The following is a 20,663-nucleotide window of genomic DNA, read 5'->3' as shown; positions in this document are numbered from 1 at the left end:
GAGCAAGTGGTGAGTGCGTCGTATGAAAAGGTCGTCGAGGCGCTGCGGAAGTCCCTCGAAGAGGTCGGCACGCTGAAGAAGCGGGTCACCGCCGCCAGCGAGCCGATCGCGATCGTCGGCATGGCGTGCCGGCTGCCCGGCGGCGTCACCGGCCCCGCCGACCTGTGGCGGCTGGTGGCCGAGGGCGGCGACGCCGTGTCGGAGTTCCCCACCGACCGCGGCTGGGACCTGGACACCCTGTTCGACGCGGACCCCGACCACGCGGGGACGTCGTACACCGACCAAGGCGGCTTCCTCCACGACGCGGCCCTGTTCGACCCGGGCTTCTTCGGGATCTCGCCGCGGGAAGCGCTGGCCATGGACCCGCAGCAGCGGCTGCTGCTGGAGGCGTCCTGGGAAGCGCTGGAACACGTCGGCCTCGACCCGACGTCGTTGAAGGGCACCGACGTCGGCGTGTTCACCGGCGCCGGCGGCTCGGGCTACGGCGGCGGCCTGACCGGGCCGGAGATGCAGAGCTTCGCGGGCACCGGGCTGGCGTCGAGCGTGGCGTCGGGCCGGGTGTCCTACGTGTTCGGGTTCGAAGGCCCGGCCGTCACGATCGACACCGCGTGCTCGTCGTCGCTGGTCGCGATGCACCTCGCCGCGCAGGCCCTCCGCCAGGGCGACTGCTCGATGGCACTGGCCGGCGGCGCGATGGTGATGTCGGGCCCCGATTCGTTCGTCGTCTTCTCCCGGCAGCGGGGACTGGCCGCGGACGGCCGGTGCAAGGCGTTCGCCTCGGGCGCCGACGGCATGGTGCTCGCCGAGGGCATCAGCGTGGTCGTGCTGGAGCGGCTGTCGGTCGCCCGGCAGCGCGGGCACCAGGTGCTGGCCGTGCTGCGGGGCAGCGCGGTGAACCAGGACGGCGCGTCCAACGGCCTCACCGCCCCGAACGGCCCTTCGCAGCAGCGGGTGATCCGCGCCGCGCTGGCGAACGCCGCCCTCGAACCGTCCGATGTGGACCTCGTCGAGGCGCACGGCACCGGGACGAGCCTGGGCGACCCCATCGAGGCGCAGGCGCTGCTGGCCACCTACGGGCAGGAGCGGGAGACGCCGCTGTGGCTCGGCTCCCTCAAGTCCAACATCGGCCACACCCAGGCCGCCGCGGGCGTGGCCAGCGTGATCAAGGTCGTCCAGGCCCTGCGGCACGGCGTCATGCCGGCGACCCTGCACGTCGACGAGCCCAGCTCGCAGGTGGACTGGACCGAAGGCGCGGTGGAACTGCTGACCGAGAGCCGCGAGTGGCCGCGCGGCGAGCGGCCGCGCCGGGCCGGGGTGTCCTCGTTCGGGGTCAGCGGCACGAACGTGCACCTGATCATCGAGGAAGCCCCCGCCGAGCCCGCCGCTCCGGTGCCGGGTCCGGTGGCCGTCGTTCCGCTCGTGGTTTCCGCGCGCAGCACCGGTTCCCTGGCCGGGCAGGCCGGCCGGCTGACCGGGCTGGACGTGCCCCTGGCGCAGCTCGCCGGGGCGCTGGTGTCCGGGCGCGCGGTGCTGGAGGAACGCGCGGTCGTCGTGGCCGGTTCGGACGAGGAAGCCCGTGCGGGACTGGCTGCGCTCGCCCGCGGTGAGGCCGCGCCCGGCGTCCTGACCGGGTCCGCGGGCAAGCCGGGCAAGATCGTCTGGGTGTTCCCGGGCCAGGGAACGCAGTGGGTCGGCATGGGCCGGGAGCTCCTGGATGCCTCGCCGGTCTTCGCCGAGCGGATCAAGGAGTGCGCGGCCGCCCTCGATCAGTGGACCGGCTGGGCCCTGCTCGACGTCCTCCGTGGCGAAGGCGATCTGGACCGCGTCGACGTGCTGCAGCCCGCGTGCTTCGCGGTGATGGTCGGGCTGGCCGCCGTCTGGGCGTCCGTCGGGGTCCGGCCGGACGCCGTTGTCGGGCACTCGCAGGGCGAGATCGCCGCGGCCTGCGTGTCGGGCGCGTTGACGCTGGACGACGCCGCGAAGGTGGTGGCCTTGCGCAGCCAGGCGATCGCGGCGCGGCTGTCCGGCCGCGGTGGGATGGCGTCGGTCGCGCTGAGCGAAGCCGAGGCGGACGCGCGGCTGGCGCTGTGGGACGGCCGGATCGAGGTCGCCGCGGTCAACGGCCCGTCCTCGGTGGTGATCGCCGGGGACGCCCAGGCGCTGAACGAGGCCCTGGAAGTGCTGGCCGGCGACGGCGTCCGCGTCCGGCAGGTCGCCGTCGACTACGCCTCCCACACCCGGCACGTCGAGGACATCCGCGACACCCTCGCCGAGGCACTGGCCGGGATCACCGCGCAGGCCCCGGCCGTGCCGTTCCTCTCGACCGTCACCGGCGAGTGGGTGCAGGACGCCGACGTCCTGGACGGTGGCTACTGGTACCGGAACCTGCGCAACCAGGTCGGCTTCGGCCCGGCGGTGGAAGCCCTGATCGCCCAGGGGCACGGCGTGTTCGTCGAGGTCAGCGCGCACCCGGTGCTGGTACAGCCGATCAGCGGGATCGCCGACGACGCGGTCGTCATCGGCACGCTCCGGCGCGACGACGGCGGCCTGCGGCGGCTGCTGACGTCGATGGCCGAGCTGTTCGTCCGTGGCATCGACGTCGACTGGGCCACGCTGGTCCCGCCCGCCCGGGTCGATCTGCCGACGTACGCCTTCGACCATCAGCACTTCTGGCTCCGGCCGGCCGCGCAGGCGGACGCCGTCTCGCTCGGCCAGGCCGAGGCCGGGCACCCGCTGCTCGGCGCGGTCGTGCGGCTGCCGCAGTCGGACGGCCTCCTGTTCACCTCGCGGCTGTCGCTGCGGACGCACCCGTGGCTGGCCGACCACACCATCGGCGGCGTGGTGCTCTTCCCCGGTACCGGGCTGGTCGAGCTGGCCGTGCGGGCCGGGGACGAGGCCGGTTGCCCGGTCCTCGACGAGCTCGTGACCGAGGCGCCGCTGGTCGTGCCCGCGCAGGGCGGTGTGAACGTCCAGGTCACGGTGAGCGGCCCGGACCGGAACGGCACGCGCACGGTCGACATCCACTCCGAGCGCGACGGCGGGTGGACCCGGCACGCGACCGGCACGGTCTCGGCGACCCCGGCCACCGGCACCCGGTTCGACTTCACCGCGTGGCCGCCGCCGGACGCACAGCGCGTCGAGATCGGCGACTTCTACCCCGACCTCGCCGAGCGCGGATACGCGTACGGGCCGCTGTTCCAGGGCGTGCGGGCGGTGTGGCAGCGCGGCGAAGAGGTGTTCGCCGAGGTCACCCTGCCCGAAGACCGGCGGGACGACGCCGTCCGGTTCGGCCTGCACCCCGCGCTGCTCGACGCGGCCCTGCAGACCGGGACGATCTCCGCGGCCGCGTCCGGACAGCCCGGCAAGTCGGTCATGCCGTTCTCCTGGAACCGGCTGGCGCTGCACGCGGCGGGGGCCGCGGGCCTGCGGGTCCGGGTCGCGCCCGGCGGACCGGACGCGCTGACCGTCGAGGCCGCCGACGAGACCGGCGCCCCGGTCCTGACGTTGGCCTCGCTGATCCTGCGCGAAGTCGCCCTCGATCAGCTCGACACCGCGCGCACCAGCTCGCTGTACCGGGTGGACTGGCCCGAACTGACCACTGTGGACAGTGTGATCCCGGCGCGCCGGGCCGAGGTGCTGGAAGCCTTCGGCGCGGAGCCCCTGGCGCTGACCAGCCGGGTCCTGGAGGCCGTGCAGGCGTTCCTCACCGACGCGCCGGACGAAGCCCGGCTCGTCGTGGTGACCCGCGGCGCCGTCCGCGAGGTGACCGACCCGGCCGGGGCCGCGGTGTGGGGCCTGGTCCGGGCCGCGCAGTCGGAGAACCCGGACCGGTTCGTCCTGTTCGACACCGACGGCGAGGTGCCCCTGGACGCGGTCCTGGCCACCGGCGAGCCGCAGCTGGCGTTGCGCGGCACGACGTTCTCGGTGCCGCGGCTCGCCCGGGTCACCGAACCGGCCGAAGCGCCCCTGACCTTCCGCCCGGACGGGACGGTCCTGGTCTCCGGGGCCGGGACGCTCGGCGCGCTCGCGGCCCGCGACCTCGTCACCCGGCACGGCGTGCGCCGGCTCGTGCTGGCCAGCCGCCGCGGCCGGGACGCCGACGGCGTCGAAGACCTCATCACCGAACTGACCGAGCACGGCGCGTCGGTGTCCGCGGTGACCTGTGACATCTCCGACCGCGACCAGGTGGCCGCGCTCCTCGAGGAGCACCCGGTGACCGCGGTCGTGCACACGGCCGGCGTGTTCGACGCCGGTGTCACCGGGGCACTCGACCGCGACCGGCTGGCCAAGGTCTTCGCCCCCAAGGTGGACGCCGGCCGCCACCTCGACGAGCTGACCCGCGACGCCGACCTCGACGCGTTCATCGTCTACTCGTCCGCCTCCGCCATCTTCATGGGCGCGGGCAGCGGCGGGTACGCGGCGGCGAACGCCTTCCTCGACGGCCTGATGGCCGCCCGCCGCGCGGCCGGCCTGCCCGGCCTCTCGCTGGCCTGGGGCCCGTGGGAGCAGCTCACCGGCATGGCCGGCACCATCGACGACCTCACCCTGGCCCGGATGAGCCGGCGGGAAGGCCGCGGCGGCGTCCGGGCGCTCGGGTCCGCCGAGGGCATGGCGCTGTTCGACGCCGCACTCGCGGCCGGAGAAGCCCTGCTGGTGCCGATCGAACTCGACCTGCGCGAGGTCCGGGCCGACGCGGCCGCCGGCGGCACCGTCCCGCACCTGCTGCGCGGCCTGGTCCGGGCGAGCCGGCAGGCGGCGCGCACGGCGTCCGGCGACGACGGCGGCCTGGCCCGCAAACTGGCCGGGCTCACCGTCGCCGACCAGGAAACGCTGCTGCTCGACCTCGTCCGCGGGCAGGTCGCGGTGGTGCTCGGGCACGCCGACAGCTCCGGCGTCCGCGCCGACGCGGCGTTCAAGGACGCCGGGTTCGACTCGCTGACGTCGGTGGAACTGCGCAACCGGCTGCGCGAGGCAACCGGCCTGAAACTGCCCGCCACGCTGGTCTTCGACCACCCGAACCCCCTAGAACTGGCCCGGCACCTGCGGACGGAACTCGCCGTCGAGGAAGCGTCCCCCGCGGACGCGGTGCTGGCCGGCCTCGCCGGGCTTGAGGCGGCCATCACGGCCGTCGCCGACAGCCCGGACGGCGACCGGATCACCGCGCGGCTGCGGGAACTGCTCAAGACCGCCGAAGCCCGGCCGGACCAGACCGACGATCTCGACACGGCCAGCGACGAGGAGCTCTTCGCCCTCGTCGACGGGCTCGACTGAAACCGCACACGTGAAATTGGGAGTTGAGTTCAGTGGCTGACGAGGGACAGCTCCGCGACTACCTCAAGCGGGCGATCGCCGACGCCCGCGACGCCCGCACGCGGCTGCGCGAGGTCGAAGAGCAGGCGCGCGAGCCGATCGCCATCGTCGCCATGGCGTGCCGCTACCCGGGCGGGGTCGCCTCGCCCGAGGACCTGTGGCGGCTGGTGGCCGACGGGACCGACGCCGTCTCCGCGTTCCCCGCCGACCGTGGCTGGGACGTCGACGGCCTGGTCGACCCGGACCCCGACCGCCCGGGCACGACGTACACCGACCAGGGCGGCTTCCTCCACGACGCCGGCCTCTTCGACGCGGGGTTCTTCGGGATCTCACCGCGCGAGGCCGTCGCGATGGACCCGCAGCAGCGGCTGCTGCTGGAGACGTCCTGGGAAGCCATCGAACGCACCGGCACCGACCCGCTTTCGCTGAAGGGCAGCGACGTCGGCGTCTTCACCGGGGTCGCGAGCATGGGCTACGGCGCCGGCGGCGGCGTGGTCGCCCCGGAGCTGGAGGGCTTCGTCGGCACCGGCGCGGCGCCGTGCATCGCGTCCGGCCGCGTGTCGTACGTCCTCGGCTTCGAGGGCCCGGCGGTCACCGTCGACACCGGATGCTCGTCGTCGCTGGTGGCGATGCACCTCGCCGCGCAGGCGCTGCGGCGCGGTGACTGCTCGATGGCCCTGGCCGGCGGCGCGATGGTGATGGCCCAGCCCGGTTCCTTCGTGTCCTTCTCGCGGCAGCGCGGGCTCGCCCTGGACGGGCGCTGCAAGGCGTTCGCCGACAGCGCCGACGGGATGGGGCTGGCCGAGGGCGTCGGCGTGGTCGTGCTGGAGCGGCTGTCGGTCGCCCGCGAGCGCGGCCACGAGGTCCTGGCGGTACTGCGCGGCATCGCGGTGAACCAGGACGGCGCGTCGAACGGCCTGACCGCGCCCAACGGCCCGTCGCAGCAGCGGGTGATCCGCGCCGCACTGGCCGAAGCCGGCCTGGCACCGTCCGATGTGGACGCCGTCGAAGGCCACGGCACCGGCACGACGCTCGGCGACCCGATCGAGGCGCAGGCCCTCCTGGCCACCTACGGCAAGGACCGCGAGACACCGTTGTGGCTCGGGTCGATCAAGTCGAACATCGGGCACACGCAGGCGGCCGCGGGCGTGGCCAGCGTGATCAAGATGGTGCAGGCCCTGCGCCACGGCGTCCTGCCCCCGACGCTGCACATCGACCAGCCGTCCACCGAGGTCGACTGGTCGGCGGGCGCGGTCTCGCTGCTGACGGAGGCGCGGGAGTGGCCGCGCGAAGGCCGTCCGCGCCGGGCCGGGGTGTCCTCGTTCGGGATCAGCGGCACCAACGCCCACCTCATCCTGGAAGAAGCGCCCGAGGAAGAGCCGCCCGGCGCGGTCGAACCGCCCGCCGGGGTCGTGCCGCTGGTGCTGTCGGCCCGCGGGGCGCTGGCCGGTCAGGCCGGGCGGCTGGCCGCGTTCCTCGGGACGTCCGGCGAGCCCCTCGGGAGCGTGGCCGGAGCGCTGGTGTCCGGCCGCTCCCGGTTCGACGACCGGGCCGTCGTGCTGGCGGGCACCCGGGACGAGGCCGTGGCGGCCCTGGAAGCGCTGGCCCGCGGGGAAGACGCGGCCGCGGTCACCGGCCGGGCCGGTTCGCCGGGGAAGGTCGTGTGGGTGTTCCCGGGCCAGGGCTCGCAGTGGGTCGGCATGGGCCGGGAACTCCTGGACGCCTCGCCGGTGTTCGCCGAGCGGATCGCCGAGTGCGCCGCCGCGCTGGAGCCGTGGATCGACTGGTCGCTGCTGGAGGTCCTCCGCGGCGAGGGCGATCTGGAGCGCGTCGACGTGCTGCAGCCCGCCTGCTTCGCGGTGATGGTGGGGTTGGCCGCGGTGTGGGAGTCGGTCGGCGTCCGGCCGGACGCGGTGGTGGGCCACTCGCAGGGCGAGATCGCCGCCGCCTGTGTGTCGGGGGCGCTGTCGCTGCAGGACGCCGCGAAGGTGGTCGCCCTGCGCAGCCAGGCCATCGCGGCGAAGCTGGCCGGACGCGGCGGCATGGCGTCGGTCGCGCTGAGCGAGGAAGACGCGCTCGCCCAGCTGACGCCGTGGGCGGACCGGGTCGAGGTGGCCGCGGTCAACAGCCCGTCGTCGGTCGTCATCGCCGGGGACGCCGAAGCCCTCGACCAGGCCCTCGAAGCGTTGGCGGGCCAGGAAATCCGGGTCCGGCGGGTGGCCGTGGACTACGCCTCGCACACCCGGCACGTCGAGGACATCCAGGAGCCACTGGCCGAGGCGCTGGCCGGGATCGAGGCCCAGGCGCCTTCGCTCCCGTTCTTCTCCACCCTGACCGGCGACTGGATCCGCGACGCCGGCGTCTTCGACGGCGGCTACTGGTACCGGAACCTGCGCAACCAGGTCGGCTTCGGCCCGGCCGTGGCCGAGCTGGTCGCGCAGGGGCACGGCGTGTTCGTCGAGGTCAGCGCGCACCCAGTGCTCGTCCAAGCGATCAGCGAGATCGCCGACGACGCCGTCGTCACCGGGACGCTCCGGCGCGACGACGGCGGCCTGCGGCGGCTGCTGACGTCGATGGCCGAGCTGTTCGTCCGCGGCGCCGACGTCGACTGGGCCACGCTGGTCCCGCCCGCTCGGGTCGCCCTGCCGACGTACGCCTTCGACCACCGGCACTACTGGCTGCGGTACCTCGAGACGGCGACCGATTCGGCCGGCCCGGTGGTGCGGCTGCCGCAGACCGGTGGCCTGGTCTTCACCTCGCAGTGGTCCCTGAAGTCACAGCCGTGGCTGGCCGGCCACACCGTGGACGACGTCGTGGTCGTACCCGCCACCGCGCTCGTCGAACTGGCCGTCCGGGCCGGGGACGAGGCCGGGACCCCGGTGCTGGACGAGCTCGTCATCGAGACACCGCCGGTCCTGCCCGAACGCGGCGCGATCCGGGTGCAGGTCAGCGTGTCCGGACCCGCCGAAGACGGCACCCGGACCCTGCAAGTGCACGCCCAGCCCGAAGACGCCACCGACGAGTGGACCCGGCACGCCACCGGCACCCTCTCGGCGACGCCGCCGACGGGCGCGGGGCAGGCCGGCGACGAGATCGTCACCGAAGTCTCCCTGCCCGACGGCGTCGACGCCGGCGCCTTCGTCCTCCACCCGGCGCTCCTGAACGCGGCCCTGTCCGGCGACGACGGCCTGACGCAGCCCATGGAATGGCGCGGCCTGACCCTGCACGCCGAAGGCGCGTCGACCCTACGGGTCCGGCTGGCGCCTGGAGGTGCCCTGGAAGCGGTCGACGGCGCCGGCAACCTGGTCGTCACGGCCAGGGAAGTGGTGCTGCGGCCGGTGTCCGTCGGGCCGCCGAGCGGCACCCAGGACTCGCTGTTCCAGGTGAACTGGATCGAACTCCCCGGGAGTCACGAAGCCGGCGGCGTCGCCGACGTGCTGGAAGTCCCCGGCGGCGAGTCCCCGCTCGCGGCGACCACCCGCGTCCTGGAGAAGCTGCAGACCTGGCTGACCGAGCCGGAGGCGGAGCGGCTGGTCGTCGTCACGCGCGGCGCGGTGCCCGCCGGGGACACCCCGGTCACCGACCCGGCCGCGGCGGCGGTCTGGGGCCTGGTCCGGTCGGCGCAGGCGGAAAACCCGGACCGGATCGTCCTGCTGGACACCGACGGCGAAGTCCCGCTCGGCGCGGTGCTGGCCACCGGGGAGCCGCAGGTCGCCGTTCGCGGCGCGGCCCTCCACGTCCCGCGCCTGGCCCGCGCCGACGCGGCACCGGTGTCCGGCCTCCAAGGGCCGGTCCTGGTCTCCGGAGCCGGGGTGCTCGGCGAGTTCGTGGCCCGGCACCTGGTCGCCCGGCACGGCGTGCGGAACCTGGTCCTGGCCAGCCGCCGTGGCCTGGACGCGGATGGCGCGAAGGACCTGGTCACCGACCTCACCGCCGCCGGCGCGGACGTCTCCGTCGTCGCCTGCGACCTGGCCGACCGCGACCAGGTGGCCGCCCTGCTCGACGCACACCGCCCGGCGAGCGTCATCCACACCGCGGGCGTCCTCGACGACGGCGTCATCGGGACGCTCACCCCGGACCGGCTGGCCAAGGTCTTCGCGCCCAAGGTCGACGCCGTCCGCCACCTCGACGAACTCACCCGCGACCTCGACCTCGACGCCTTCGTCGTGTTCTCCTCCGGCTCCGGCGTCTTCGGCTCGCCCGGCCAGGGCAACTACGCGGCCGCGAACGCGTTCCTGGACGCGGCGATGGCGAGCCGCCGGGCCGCGGGCCTGCCCGGCCTGTCGCTGGCGTGGGGCCTGTGGGAGCAGGCCACCGGCATGACCGCGCACCTCGGCGGCACCGACCAGGCCCGGATGAGCCGCGGCGGCGTGCGGCCGATCACGGCCGAGGAGGGCATGGCCCTGTTCGACGCCTCGCTGGCCGCCCGGCCCGCGCTGCTCGTGCCGGTCAAGCTCGACCTGCGGGAGGTCCGGGCCGGCGGCACTGTGCCGCCCCTGCTGCGCGGCCTGGTCCGGACCGGGCGGCGGCAGGCGCAGAGCGCGTCCACAGTGGACAACGACCTGCTGCGGAAGCTGGCCGGGCTGGGCGCGGACGAGCAGGAGGCCCTGCTCGTCGACCTGGTGCGGAACCAGGTCGCGGCGGTGCTCGGGCACGCCGGGCCGGACGCCGTCCGCGCCGACACCGCGTTCAAGGACGCCGGGTTCGACTCGCTCACCTCGGTCGACCTGCGCAACCGGCTGCGGGAGAGCACCGGGCTGAAACTGCCCGCCACGCTCGCCTTCGACTACCCGACCCCGCTGGTCCTCGCCCGGTACCTGCGCGACGAACTCGGCGCCGGCGACGACGCGCTTTCGGTCGTGCACGCCCGGCTCGAAGACGTCGAGGCCCTGCTCGGCGGGCTGGTCCTCGACGAATCCACGAAGACCGGCCTCACCCTCCGGCTGCAGGGCCTGGTGGCCCGGTGCAACGGGGTGAGCGACGACCCGGACGGCGAAACGCTGGCGGACCGGCTCGAGGCCGCGTCCGCCGACGAAGTCCTCGACTTCATCGACGAGGAGCTGGGCCTCGCCTGACCCGGTTCGAGACCCACGCTCCCAGCAAACCTTTGTGAGGACCCAGGAATGGCCACGGACGAGAAACTCCTCAAGTACCTCAAGCGCGTCACGGCGGAGCTGCACAGCCTGCGCAAGCAGGGCGCCCGGCACGCCGACGAGCCGCTCGCGGTCGTCGGCATGGCCTGCCGGTTCCCCGGTGGCGTGTCCTCGCCCGAAGACCTGTGGCGGCTGGTGGCCGACGGGGTCGACGCCCTCTCCGGCTTCCCCGACGACCGCGGCTGGGACCTGGACGGCCTGTTCGACCCGGACCCGGACAACCCCGGGACGTCCTACACCAGCCAGGGCGGGTTCCTGCGCGGCGCCGGGCACTTCGACGCGGGCCTGTTCGGCATCTCGCCGCGCGAGGCCCTCGTCATGGACCCGCAGCAGCGGGTGCTGCTGGAGACGTCGTGGGAGGCCCTGGAGGACGCCGGGGTCGACCCGCTTTCGCTGAAGGGCAGCGACGTCGGCGTCTTCTCCGGCGTCTTCACCCAGGGCTACGGCGCCGGGGCGATCACACCGGACCTGGAAGCCTTCGCGGGCATCGGGGCGGCGTCGAGCGTGGCGTCGGGCCGGGTGTCCTACGTCTTCGGGCTCGAAGGGCCGGCCGTCACCATCGACACCGCGTGCTCGTCGTCGCTGGTGGCCATCCACCTCGCCGCCCAGGCCCTGCGCGCGGGCGAGTGCTCGATGGCGCTGGCCGGCGGCGCGACGGTGATGCCGACGCCCGGCACGTTCGTGGCCTTCTCCCGGCAGCGGGTGCTGGCCGCCGACGGCCGCTCCAAGGCCTTCTCCTCGACCGCCGACGGCACCGGCTGGGCCGAGGGCGCCGGCGTCCTCGTCCTCGAACGGCTTTCCGTGGCCCAGGAACGCGGGCACCGGATCCTCGCGGTGATCCGCGGCAGCGCGGTCAACCAGGACGGCGCCTCCAACGGCCTCACCGCGCCGAACGGGCCTTCGCAGCAGCGGGTGATCCGCAAGGCCCTCTCCGGGGCCGGGCTGGTCGCGTCCGATGTGGACATCGTCGAGGCGCACGGCACCGGCACCGCGCTCGGCGACCCGATCGAAGCGCAGGCGCTGCTGGCGACCTACGGCCAAGGCCGCGAACGGCCGTTGTGGCTGGGCTCGGTCAAGTCGAACTTCGGGCACACGCAGGCGGCCGCCGGGGTCGCGGGCGTGATCAAGATGGTCCAGGCGCTGCGGCACGGCACCATGCCGCCGACCCTGCACGTGGCCGAGCCGACGCCGGAGGTCGACTGGTCGGCCGGTGCGGTCGAGCTGCTGACCGAGGCGCGCGAGTGGCCGCGCGAAGACCGGCCCCGCCGGGCCGGGGTGTCCGCGTTCGGGATCAGCGGCACGAACGCCCACCTGATCCTGGAGGAGGCGCCCGAGGCGGACACCGTCCCGGATGAACCGGCCGTCGAGGGGCCGCTGCCGCTGGTCGTTTCCGCGGGCAGCCCGACCTCCTTGGCGGCCCAGGCCGGCCGCCTCGCGGACGCCCTCGAGTCCGGTGCGCCGAGGGCTCGGCTGGCGAGTGCGCTGCTGACGAGCCGGGCGCTGCTGAACGACCGCGCGGTCGTCGTCGCCGGAACGGACGAAGAGGCCGTGGCCGGGCTGCGGGCGCTGGCCCGCGAAGAACGCGCGCCCGGCGTGGTCACCGGTTCGGCCCGGCCGGGCAAGGTCGCCTTCGTCTTCCCCGGCCAGGGTTCGCAGCGGCTCGGGATGGGCCGCGAACTGTACGACCGGTACCCGGTGTTCGCGACGGCGTTCGACGAAGCCTGCGCGGAACTGGACAAGTGCCTGGCCGGCCGGGGCGGGCACCCCGTGCGGGACGTCGTGCTGGGCGCGGTGCCGGCCAGCACCGGGCTGCTGGACCAGACGATGTTCACCCAGGCCGGGCTGTTCGCGGTGGAGAGCGCGCTGTTCCGGCTCGCGGAGTCCTGGGGCGTCCGGCCGGACGTCGTGCTCGGCCACTCCATCGGCGAGCTCACCGCCGCCTACGCCGCGGGCGTGTTCTCGCTGCCGGACGCGGCCCGGATCGTCGCGGCCCGCGGGCGGCTGATGCAGGCACTGGCGCCGGGCGGGACGATGGTCGCCGTCGCCGCGTCCGAAGCCGAGATCGCCGGACTGCTCGGCGACGGCGTCGAACTCGCCGCCGTCAACGGCCCGTCCGCGGTGGTCCTCTCCGGGGACGAAGACGCGGTCCTCGCGGCCGCCGCCCGGATGCGCGAGCGCGGGCACAAGACCAAGCAGCTCAAGGTTTCCCACGCGTTCCACTCCGCGCGGATGGCGCCGATGCTCGCCGAGTTCGCCGCCGAGCTGGCCGGCGTGACCTGGCACGAGCCGGAAATCCCCCTGGTCTCCAACGTGACCGGCCGGCTCGCCGAACCCGGCGAACTCACCGAGCCGGGCTACTGGGCCGAGCACGTCCGGCGGCCGGTGCGGTTCGCCGAGGGCGTCACGGCCGCGGCGGAGTCCGGCGCCTCCCTGTTCGTCGAACTCGGGCCGGGCGCGGCGCTGACCGCCCTCGTCGAGGAGACGGCCGAGGTCACCTGCGTCGCGGCCCTGCGGGACGACCGGCCGGAAGCCACCGCGCTGATCGCCGCGGTCGCCGAGCTGTTCGTCCACGGGACAGCGGTCGACTGGTCCGCGCTGCTGCCGCCGGTGACCGGCTTCGTCGACCTGCCGAAGTACGCCTTCGACCAGCGGAACTACTGGCTGCACCCGGCCGCGCAGGCCACCGACGCGGCTTCGCTCGGGCAGGTCGCGGCCGACCACCCGCTGCTGGGCGCGGTCGTGCGGCTGCCGCAGTCCGACGGCCTGGTCTTCACCGCGCGGCTGTCGCTGAAGTCGCACCCCTGGCTGGCCGACCACGTCATCGGCGGGGTCGTGCTGGTCGCGGGCACCGGGCTCGTCGAGCTGGCCGTCCGGGCCGGGGACGAAGCCGGCTGCCCGGTCCTCGAGGAGCTCGTCATCGAGGCCCCGCTGGTCGTCCCCGACCACGGCGGGGTCCGGATCCAGGTCGTCGTGGGCGCGCCGGGGGAGACCGGTTCGCGCGCGGTCGAGGTGTATTCCCTGCGCGAGGACGCCGGGGCCGAGGTCTGGGCCCGGCACGCGACCGGCTTCCTGGCCGCTTCCGCGGAAGCGGCCGAGGCGTTCGACTTCACCGCGTGGCCGCCTGCCGGCGTCGAGCGCGTCGACGTCGAGGACTTCTACGACGGGCTCGTCGAGCGCGGGTACGCCTACGGGCCGTCGTTCCGGGGCCTGCGGGCGGTGTGGCGGCGCGGTGCCGAGGTGTTCGCCGAGGTCTCGCTCTCCGAAGACGACCGCGCGGACGCGGCCCGCTTCGGCCTCCACCCCGGCCTGCTGGACGCGGCCCTGCACGCGGGCATGGCCGGTGCGGCCACGACCGAAGAGCCCGGCCGCCCGGTGCTGCCGTTCGCCTGGAACGGCCTGGTCCTGCACGCCGCCGGGGCGTCCGCGCTGCGCGTCCGGCTCGCCCCGAGCGGCCCGGACGCGCTGTCGGTCCAGGCCGCGGACGAAGCCGGCGGTCTCGTCGTGACGGCGGATTCGCTGGTCTCCCGGCCGGTGTCGACCGAACAGCTCGGCGCGGCGGCGAACCGTGACGCGCTGTTCCGCTTGGAGTGGGCGGAGGTTCCGGCGACCGGGGACGCGCCCGCGGACCACGTCCAGGTGCTCGAAGCCACCGGCGAGGACCCCCTGGAACTGACCGGCCGGGTCCTGGCGGACGTGCAGGCCTGGCTCGCCGACGCACCCGACGACGCCCGCCTGGTCGTGGTGACCCGCGGCGCCGTCCACGAGGTGACCAACCCCGCCGGTGCCGCGGTGTGGGGCCTGCTCCGGGCCGCGCAGGCGGAAAACCCCGACCGGATCATCCTGCTGGACACCGACGGCGACGTCCCGCTGGGCCGGGTGCTGGCCTCCGGCGAGCCGCAGGTCGCCGTCCGCGGCACCACGCTGACCGCCCCGCGGCTCGCCCGCGCCGCGGCCGCGGAGGCGCCGGCCGTGACCGGCGGGACGGTCCTGATCTCGGGCGCCGGCTCGCTCGGCGTGCTCACCGCCCGGCACCTGGTCGCCCGGCACGGCGTCCGGCGGCTGGTGCTCGTCAGCCGCCGCGGCCCCGACGCCGACGGCATGACCGACCTGACCGCGGAGCTCACCGCGCAGGGCGCCGCGGTCTCCGTGGTCGCCTGCGACCTCTCCGACCGGGACCAGGTGGCCGCGATGCTGGCCGACCACCGGCCGACCGCCGTCGTGCACACGGCCGGCGTCCTCGACGACGGTGTCTTCGAGTCGCTGACGCCGGAGCGGCTGGCCAAGGTGTTCGCGCCGAAGGTCGACGCCGTCCGGCACCTCGACGAGCTCACCCGCGACCTGGACCTCGACGCCTTCGTCGTGTTCTCGTCCGCCTCCGGAGTCTTCGGCTCCGCCGGGCAGGGCAACTACGCCGCGGCCAACGCCTACCTGGACGCCGTGGTCGCGAACCGCCGGGCCGCGGGCCTGCCCGGCACGTCGCTGGCCTGGGGCCTGTGGGAACAGACCGACGGGATGACCGCGCACCTCGGCGGCGCCGACCAGGCGCGGGCGAGCCGCGGCGGGGTCCTCGCCATCTCACCCGCCGAAGGCATGGAGCTGTTCGACGCAGCTCCGGACGGGCTCGTCGTCCCGGTCAAGCTCGACCTGCGCAAGACGCGGGCCGCCGGGACGGTGCCACACCTGCTGCGCGGCCTGGTCCGCCCGGGACGGCAGCAGGCGCGTCCGGCGTCCACTGTGGACAAGGGACTGGCCGGGCGGCTCGCCGGGCTCGCCCCCGCGGAGCAGGAGGCGCTGCTGCTCGACGTCGTCCGCACGCAGGTCGCGCTGGTGCTCGGGCACGCCGGGCCGGAGGCCGTCCGCGCGGACACGGCGTTCAAGGACACCGGGTTCGACTCGCTGACGTCGGTGGAACTGCGGAACCGGCTGCGCGAGGCGAGCGGGCTGAAGCTGCCCGCCACGCTGGTCTTCGACTACCCGACGCCGGCGGCGCTGGCCCGCTATCTGCGTGCCGAGCTCGGCGACACGGTGTCGGACGCGCCGGCCGTGGCGGTGGCCGCCGTGGACGCCGGCGAGCCGATCGCCATCGTCGGCATGGCGTGCCGGCTGCCTGGTGGCGTCACCGACCCCGAAGGCTTGTGGCGCCTGGTGCGTGACGGTCTCGAAGGGTTGTCCCCCTTCCCCGAGGACCGCGGCTGGGACCTGGAGAACCTGTTCGACGACGACCCCGACCGCTCGGGCACGACGTACACCAGCCAGGGCGGCTTCCTCGAAGGCGCGGGCCTGTTCGACGCGGGCTTCTTCGGCATCTCGCCGCGCGAGGCGCTGGCGATGGACCCGCAGCAGCGGTTGCTGCTGGAAGCCTCCTGGGAAGCCCTGGAAGGGGTCGGGATCGACCCGAGCTCGCTCAAGGGCGCCGACGTCGGGGTGTTCGCCGGCGTGTCCAACCAGGGCTACGGAATGGGCGCGGACGCCGCCGACCTGGAGGGCTACGCCAGCACTGCGGGCGCGTCGAGCGTCGTGTCGGGCCGCGTGTCCTACGTCTTCGGCTTCGAAGGACCGGCGGTCACGATCGACACGGCGTGCTCGTCGTCGCTGGTCGCGATGCACCTGGCCGGGCAGGCCCTGCGGCAGGGCGAGTGCTCGATGGCCCTGGCCGGCGGCGTCACGGTGATGGGCACGCCCGGCACGTTCGTGGAGTTCGCCAAGCAGCGCGGGCTGGCCGGCGACGGCCGGTGCAAGGCCTACGCCGACGGCGCGGACGGCACGGGCTGGGCCGAGGGTGTCGGGATCGTCGTGCTGGAGCGGCTTTCGGTGGCGCGCGAACGCGGGCACCGCGTCCTGGCCGTGCTGCGCGGCAGCGCGGTCAACTCCGACGGCGCGTCCAACGGACTGACCGCCCCGAACGGGCCGTCGCAGCAGCGGGTCATCCGCCGCGCCCTCGCCGGGGCCGGCCTGCAACCGTCCGATGTGGACGTCGTGGAGGGCCACGGCACCGGGACGGCGCTGGGCGACCCGATCGAGGCGCAGGCCCTGCTGGCCACCTACGGCCAGGACCGCGACCCGGAGCGGCCGCTGTGGCTGGGGTCGGTGAAGTCGAACTTCGGGCACACGCAGTCGGCCGCCGGGGTCGCCGGGGTGATCAAGGTGGTGCAGGCGCTGCGGCACGGCGTCATGCCGCCCACCCTGCACGTGGACCGGCCCACCAGCCAGGTCGACTGGTCCGCCGGAGCGGTCTCGCTGCTGACCGAGGCCCGGGAGTGGCCCCGGAACGGCCGTCCCCGCCGGGCCGGGGTGTCCTCGTTCGGGATCAGCGGCACCAACGCCCACCTGATCATCGAAGAAGCGCCCGCCGGACCCGAGCCGGTCGCCGGACCGCACCACGGCGGGGTGGTGCCGCTGGTCGTGACGGCCCGCAGCGCCGGTTCCCTCGCCGGGCAGGCCGCCCGGCTGGCCGATGTCCTGGACGCCCAGGCCCTGGCCGGCGTCGCCGGTGCCCTCCCGGGCCGTGCCCGGTTCGGCGAGCGTGCGGTCGTCGTGGCGGAGACGGCCGAGGAGGCCCGCACCGGACTGGCCGCCCTCGCCCGCGGCGAGGACGCGCCGGGCCTGGTCACCGGCCGGGTGCCCGCGTCCGGCTCGCCGGGCAAGCTCGTCTGGGTGTTCCCGGGCCAGGGGACGCAGTGGGCGGGCATGGGCCGGGAGCTCCTGGACGCGTCCCCGGTGTTCGCCGAGCGGATCGCCGAGTGCGCGGCCGCGCTGGAGCCGTGGGTCGACTGGTCGCTGCTCGACGTCCTGCGCGGCGAAGGCCCCGGGCTGCTCTACCGGGTGGACGTCCTCCAGCCCGCGAGTTTCGCGATGATGGTCGGCCTGGCCGCGGTGTGGTCGGCGGCCGGGGTCGTCCCGGACGCGGTGGTCGCCCACTCCCAGGGCGAAATCGCCGCCGCGTGCGTGTCCGGCGCGCTCTCGCTCGAAGACGCGGCGAAGGTGGTCGCCCTGCGCAGCCAGGCCATCGCCGCGAAGCTCTCCGGCCGCGGCGGCATGGCTTCGGTCGCGCTGAGCGAAGAAGACGCCGTCACGCGCTTGGCGCCGTGGGCGGACCGGGTCGAGGTGGCCGCGGTCAACAGCCCCACGTCGGTGGTGGTCGCCGGGGACGCCGAAGCGCTCGCCGAAGCCCTCGAAACGCTGGCCGGCCAAGGCGTCCGCGTCCGGCAGATCGCGGTGGACTACGCCTCGCACACCCGGCACGTCGAGGACATCGAGGAAACCCTGGCCGAAGCTTTGGCCGGGCTCGACGCGCGGGCGCCGCTGGTGCCGTTCCTCTCCACCCTCACCGGCGAGTGGATCACCGGCGCCGGGGTCGTCGACGGCGGCTACTGGTACCGGAACCTGCGTGGCCAGGTGCGGTTCGGCCCGGCCGTGGAAGCTCTGATCGAGCAGGGCCACGGCGTGTTCGTCGAAGTGAGCGCGCACCCGGTGCTGGTGCAGCCGATCACCGAACTCACCGAAGACGCCACGGCCGTCGTCACCGGCACCCTCCGGCGCGACGACGGCGGCCTCCGGCGGCTGCTGTCGTCGATGGCCGAGCTGTTCGTCCGCGGGGTCGACGTCGACTGGCCATCCCTCGTGCCGCCCACCCGCGCGGACCTGCCGGCGTACGCCTTCGACCACGAGCACTACTGGCTGCGCGCCGCGGACACCGCTTCCGACGCCGTCTCGCTCGGCCTGGCCGGGGCCGACCACCCGCTGCTGGGCGCGGTCGTCGAGCTGCCGCAGTCCGACGGCCTGGTCTTCACCTCGCGGCTGTCGCTGCGGACGCACCCCTGGCTGGCCGACCACGCGGTCCGGGACGTCGTCATCGTCCCCGGTACCGGGCTGGTCGAGCTGGCCGTGCGGGCCGGCGACGAAGCCGGCTGCCCGGTGCTCGACGAGCTGGTCATCGAGGCGCCGCTGGTGGTGCCCCGCCGCGGCGGGGTCCGCGTGCAGGTCGCCCTCGGCGGCCCCGGCGCGGACGGCTCGCGCACGGTGGACCTCTACTCCCTGCGCGAAGACGCCGACAGCTGGGTCCGGCACGCCACCGGCGTCCTCCAGCCGGACGACCGGCCGCGGGGGACCGCCGCGTTCGACTTCGCGGCCTGGCCGCCGCCCGAGGCGAAGCCCATTGACATCAGCGGTGCCTACGACGTGCTCGCGGACGTCGGTTACGGCTACGGGCCGACGTTCCGGGCCGTGCGGGCGGTGTGGCGGCGCGGGGACGAAACCTTCGCCGAGATCGCCCTGCCCGAAGACACGGAAGCCGGCCGGTTCGGCATCCACCCGGCCCTGCTCGACGCGGCCCTGCACTCGACGATGGTCAGCGCCGCCGCGGACACCGAGTCCTACGGCGACGAGGTGCGGCTGCCGTTCGCGTGGAACGGGCTGCGGCTGCACGCGGCCGGTGCCTCGGTGCTGCGGGTGCGCGTCGCCAAGCCCGAGCGGGACAGCCTGTCCCTGGAGGCCGTGGACGAGACCGGCGGCCTGGTCGTCACGCTGGATTCCCTGGTCGGCCGTCCGGTCTCGAACGACCAGCTCACGACGGCGGCGGGCCCGGCGGGCGCCGGTTCGCTGTTCCGGGTGGACTGGACGCAGGTGTCCTCTGTGGACACTTCGGCGCCGGTGCCGTCGTGGGTTCCGGTCGCCACCGCGGAAGAGGTGGCGACCCTGGCCGACGACGTCGAGACCGGCGTGGCCGAGGCCCCGGCGGTGGCCGTCATGGAAGCGGGCAAGGGCGAGGCGCTGGCGCTCACCGTCCGGGTGCTCGACGTCGTCCAGTGCTGGCTGGCCGGCGGCGGGCTGGAGGCGGCGAAGCTCGCGATCGTGACCCGGGGCGCGGTGCCCGCCGGCGACGGCGTGGTGACCGACCCGGCCGCGGCCGCGGTGTGGGGGCTGGTCCGGGCCGCCCAGGCGGAGAACCCGGACCGGATCGTCCTGCTCGACGTCGAGCCGGACGCCGACGTGCCGCCGCTGCTGGCTTCGGTGCTGGCCGACGGCGAACCCCAGGTCGCGGTCCGCGGCACGACGGTGGCCATCCCGCGGCTCGCCCGGGTGGCCCGGCCGGACTCGCCCGCCGGGTTCACGACCCGCGGGCCGGTGCTGATCACCGGCGGCACCGGGTCGCTCGGCGGCCTGGCCGCCCGGCACCTGGTCGAGCGGCACGGCGTCCGGCAGCTCGTACTGGCCAGCCGCCGCGGCCTGGACGCCGAGGGCGCGAAGGACCTGGTCACCGACCTCACCGCACTGGGCGCCGACGTCGCGGTCGCCGCCTGCGACGTCGCCGACCGGGACCAGGTGGCCGCGCTGCTGGCCGAGCACCGGCCGGCCGCCGTCGTCCACACGGCCGGCGTCCCGGACGCCGGGGTGATCGGGACGGTCACCCCGGATCGGCTGGCCGAGGTGTTCGCGCCCAAGGTCGACGCGGCCCGCCACCTCGACGAACTGAGCCGCGACCTGGACCTCGACGCGTTCGTCGTCTACTCCTCGGTGTCCGCGGTGTTCATGGGCGCCGGCAGCGGCAGCTACGCCGCGGCCAACGCCTACCTGGACGGGCTGATGGCCCACCGGCGCGCGGCGGGCCTGCCGGGCCAGTCGCTGGCGTGGGGCCTGTGGGACCAGACCACCGGCGGCATGGCGGCCGGCACCGACGAAGCCGGCCGGGCCCGGATGACCCGGCGCGGCGGCCTGGTCGCCATGAACCCCGCGGACGGCATGGACCTGTTCGACGCCGCCATCGGGTCCGGGGCGGCGCAGCTGGTGCCCGCCCAGCTCGACCTGCGCGGCCTGCGGGCCGAAGCGGCGTCCGGCACCGAGGTGCCGCACCTGCTGCGCGGCCTGGTCCGCCCGAGCCGGCAGCAGGCCCGCACGGCGTCCACAGTGGACGAAGACTGGGCCGGCCGGCTCGCCGGGCTCGAACCGGCCGAGCGGGCGAAGGTCCTCCTGGAGCTGGTGCGCGCCCAGGTGGCCGCGGTGCTGGGCTACCGCGCCGCCCACCAGGTCGACCCGGACCAGGGCCTGTTCGAGATCGGCTTCGACTCGCTCACCGCGATCGAACTCCGCAACCGGCTGCGCGCCCGCACCGAACGGAAGATCGCGCCCAGCGTCGTCTTCGACCACCCGACGCCGGCCCTGCTCGCCGCGCACCTGACCGAGCTGCTCTGAAAGAAGGTGGAT

The 20,663-nt window shown here is 75.0% G+C and carries 3 protein-coding genes; all 3 read left to right on the top strand.

Translation table 11 applies throughout. The annotated features are described in order from the left end of the window. Positions 1-6 precede the first annotated feature (6 nt). The 3 genes from H5965_RS03135 to H5965_RS03125 are packed head-to-tail and all read left to right on the top strand — an operon-like array spanning position 7 to position 20,651. Positions 7-5,271 carry a beta-ketoacyl synthase N-terminal-like domain-containing protein gene (locus H5965_RS03135; RefSeq protein ID WP_396136854.1) on the top strand — a complete coding sequence of 1,755 codons (5,265 nt, stop codon included), beginning with the start codon at positions 7-9 and terminating at the stop codon, positions 5,269-5,271. 32 nt (positions 5,272-5,303) lie between these two features. Continuing rightward, on the top strand, positions 5,304-10,385 hold the full coding sequence (locus H5965_RS03130; protein ID WP_310968485.1) for a polyketide synthase: 5,082 nt from the start codon (positions 5,304-5,306) through the stop codon (positions 10,383-10,385). 48 nt (positions 10,386-10,433) lie between these two features. Beyond that, positions 10,434-20,651, top strand: a complete 10,218-nt coding sequence (locus tag H5965_RS03125; RefSeq protein ID WP_310967775.1) for a type I polyketide synthase — start codon at positions 10,434-10,436, stop codon at positions 20,649-20,651. The last annotated feature ends 12 nt before the right edge of the window (positions 20,652-20,663 follow it).

The sequence above is a fragment of the Amycolatopsis sp. 505 genome (assembly GCF_031625235.1).
In the GTDB taxonomy this organism is placed as follows: domain Bacteria; phylum Actinomycetota; class Actinomycetes; order Mycobacteriales; family Pseudonocardiaceae; genus Amycolatopsis.
The sequence above is the reverse complement of the archived record's forward strand: the minus strand, read 5'-3'. Positions and strand labels throughout refer to the sequence as shown.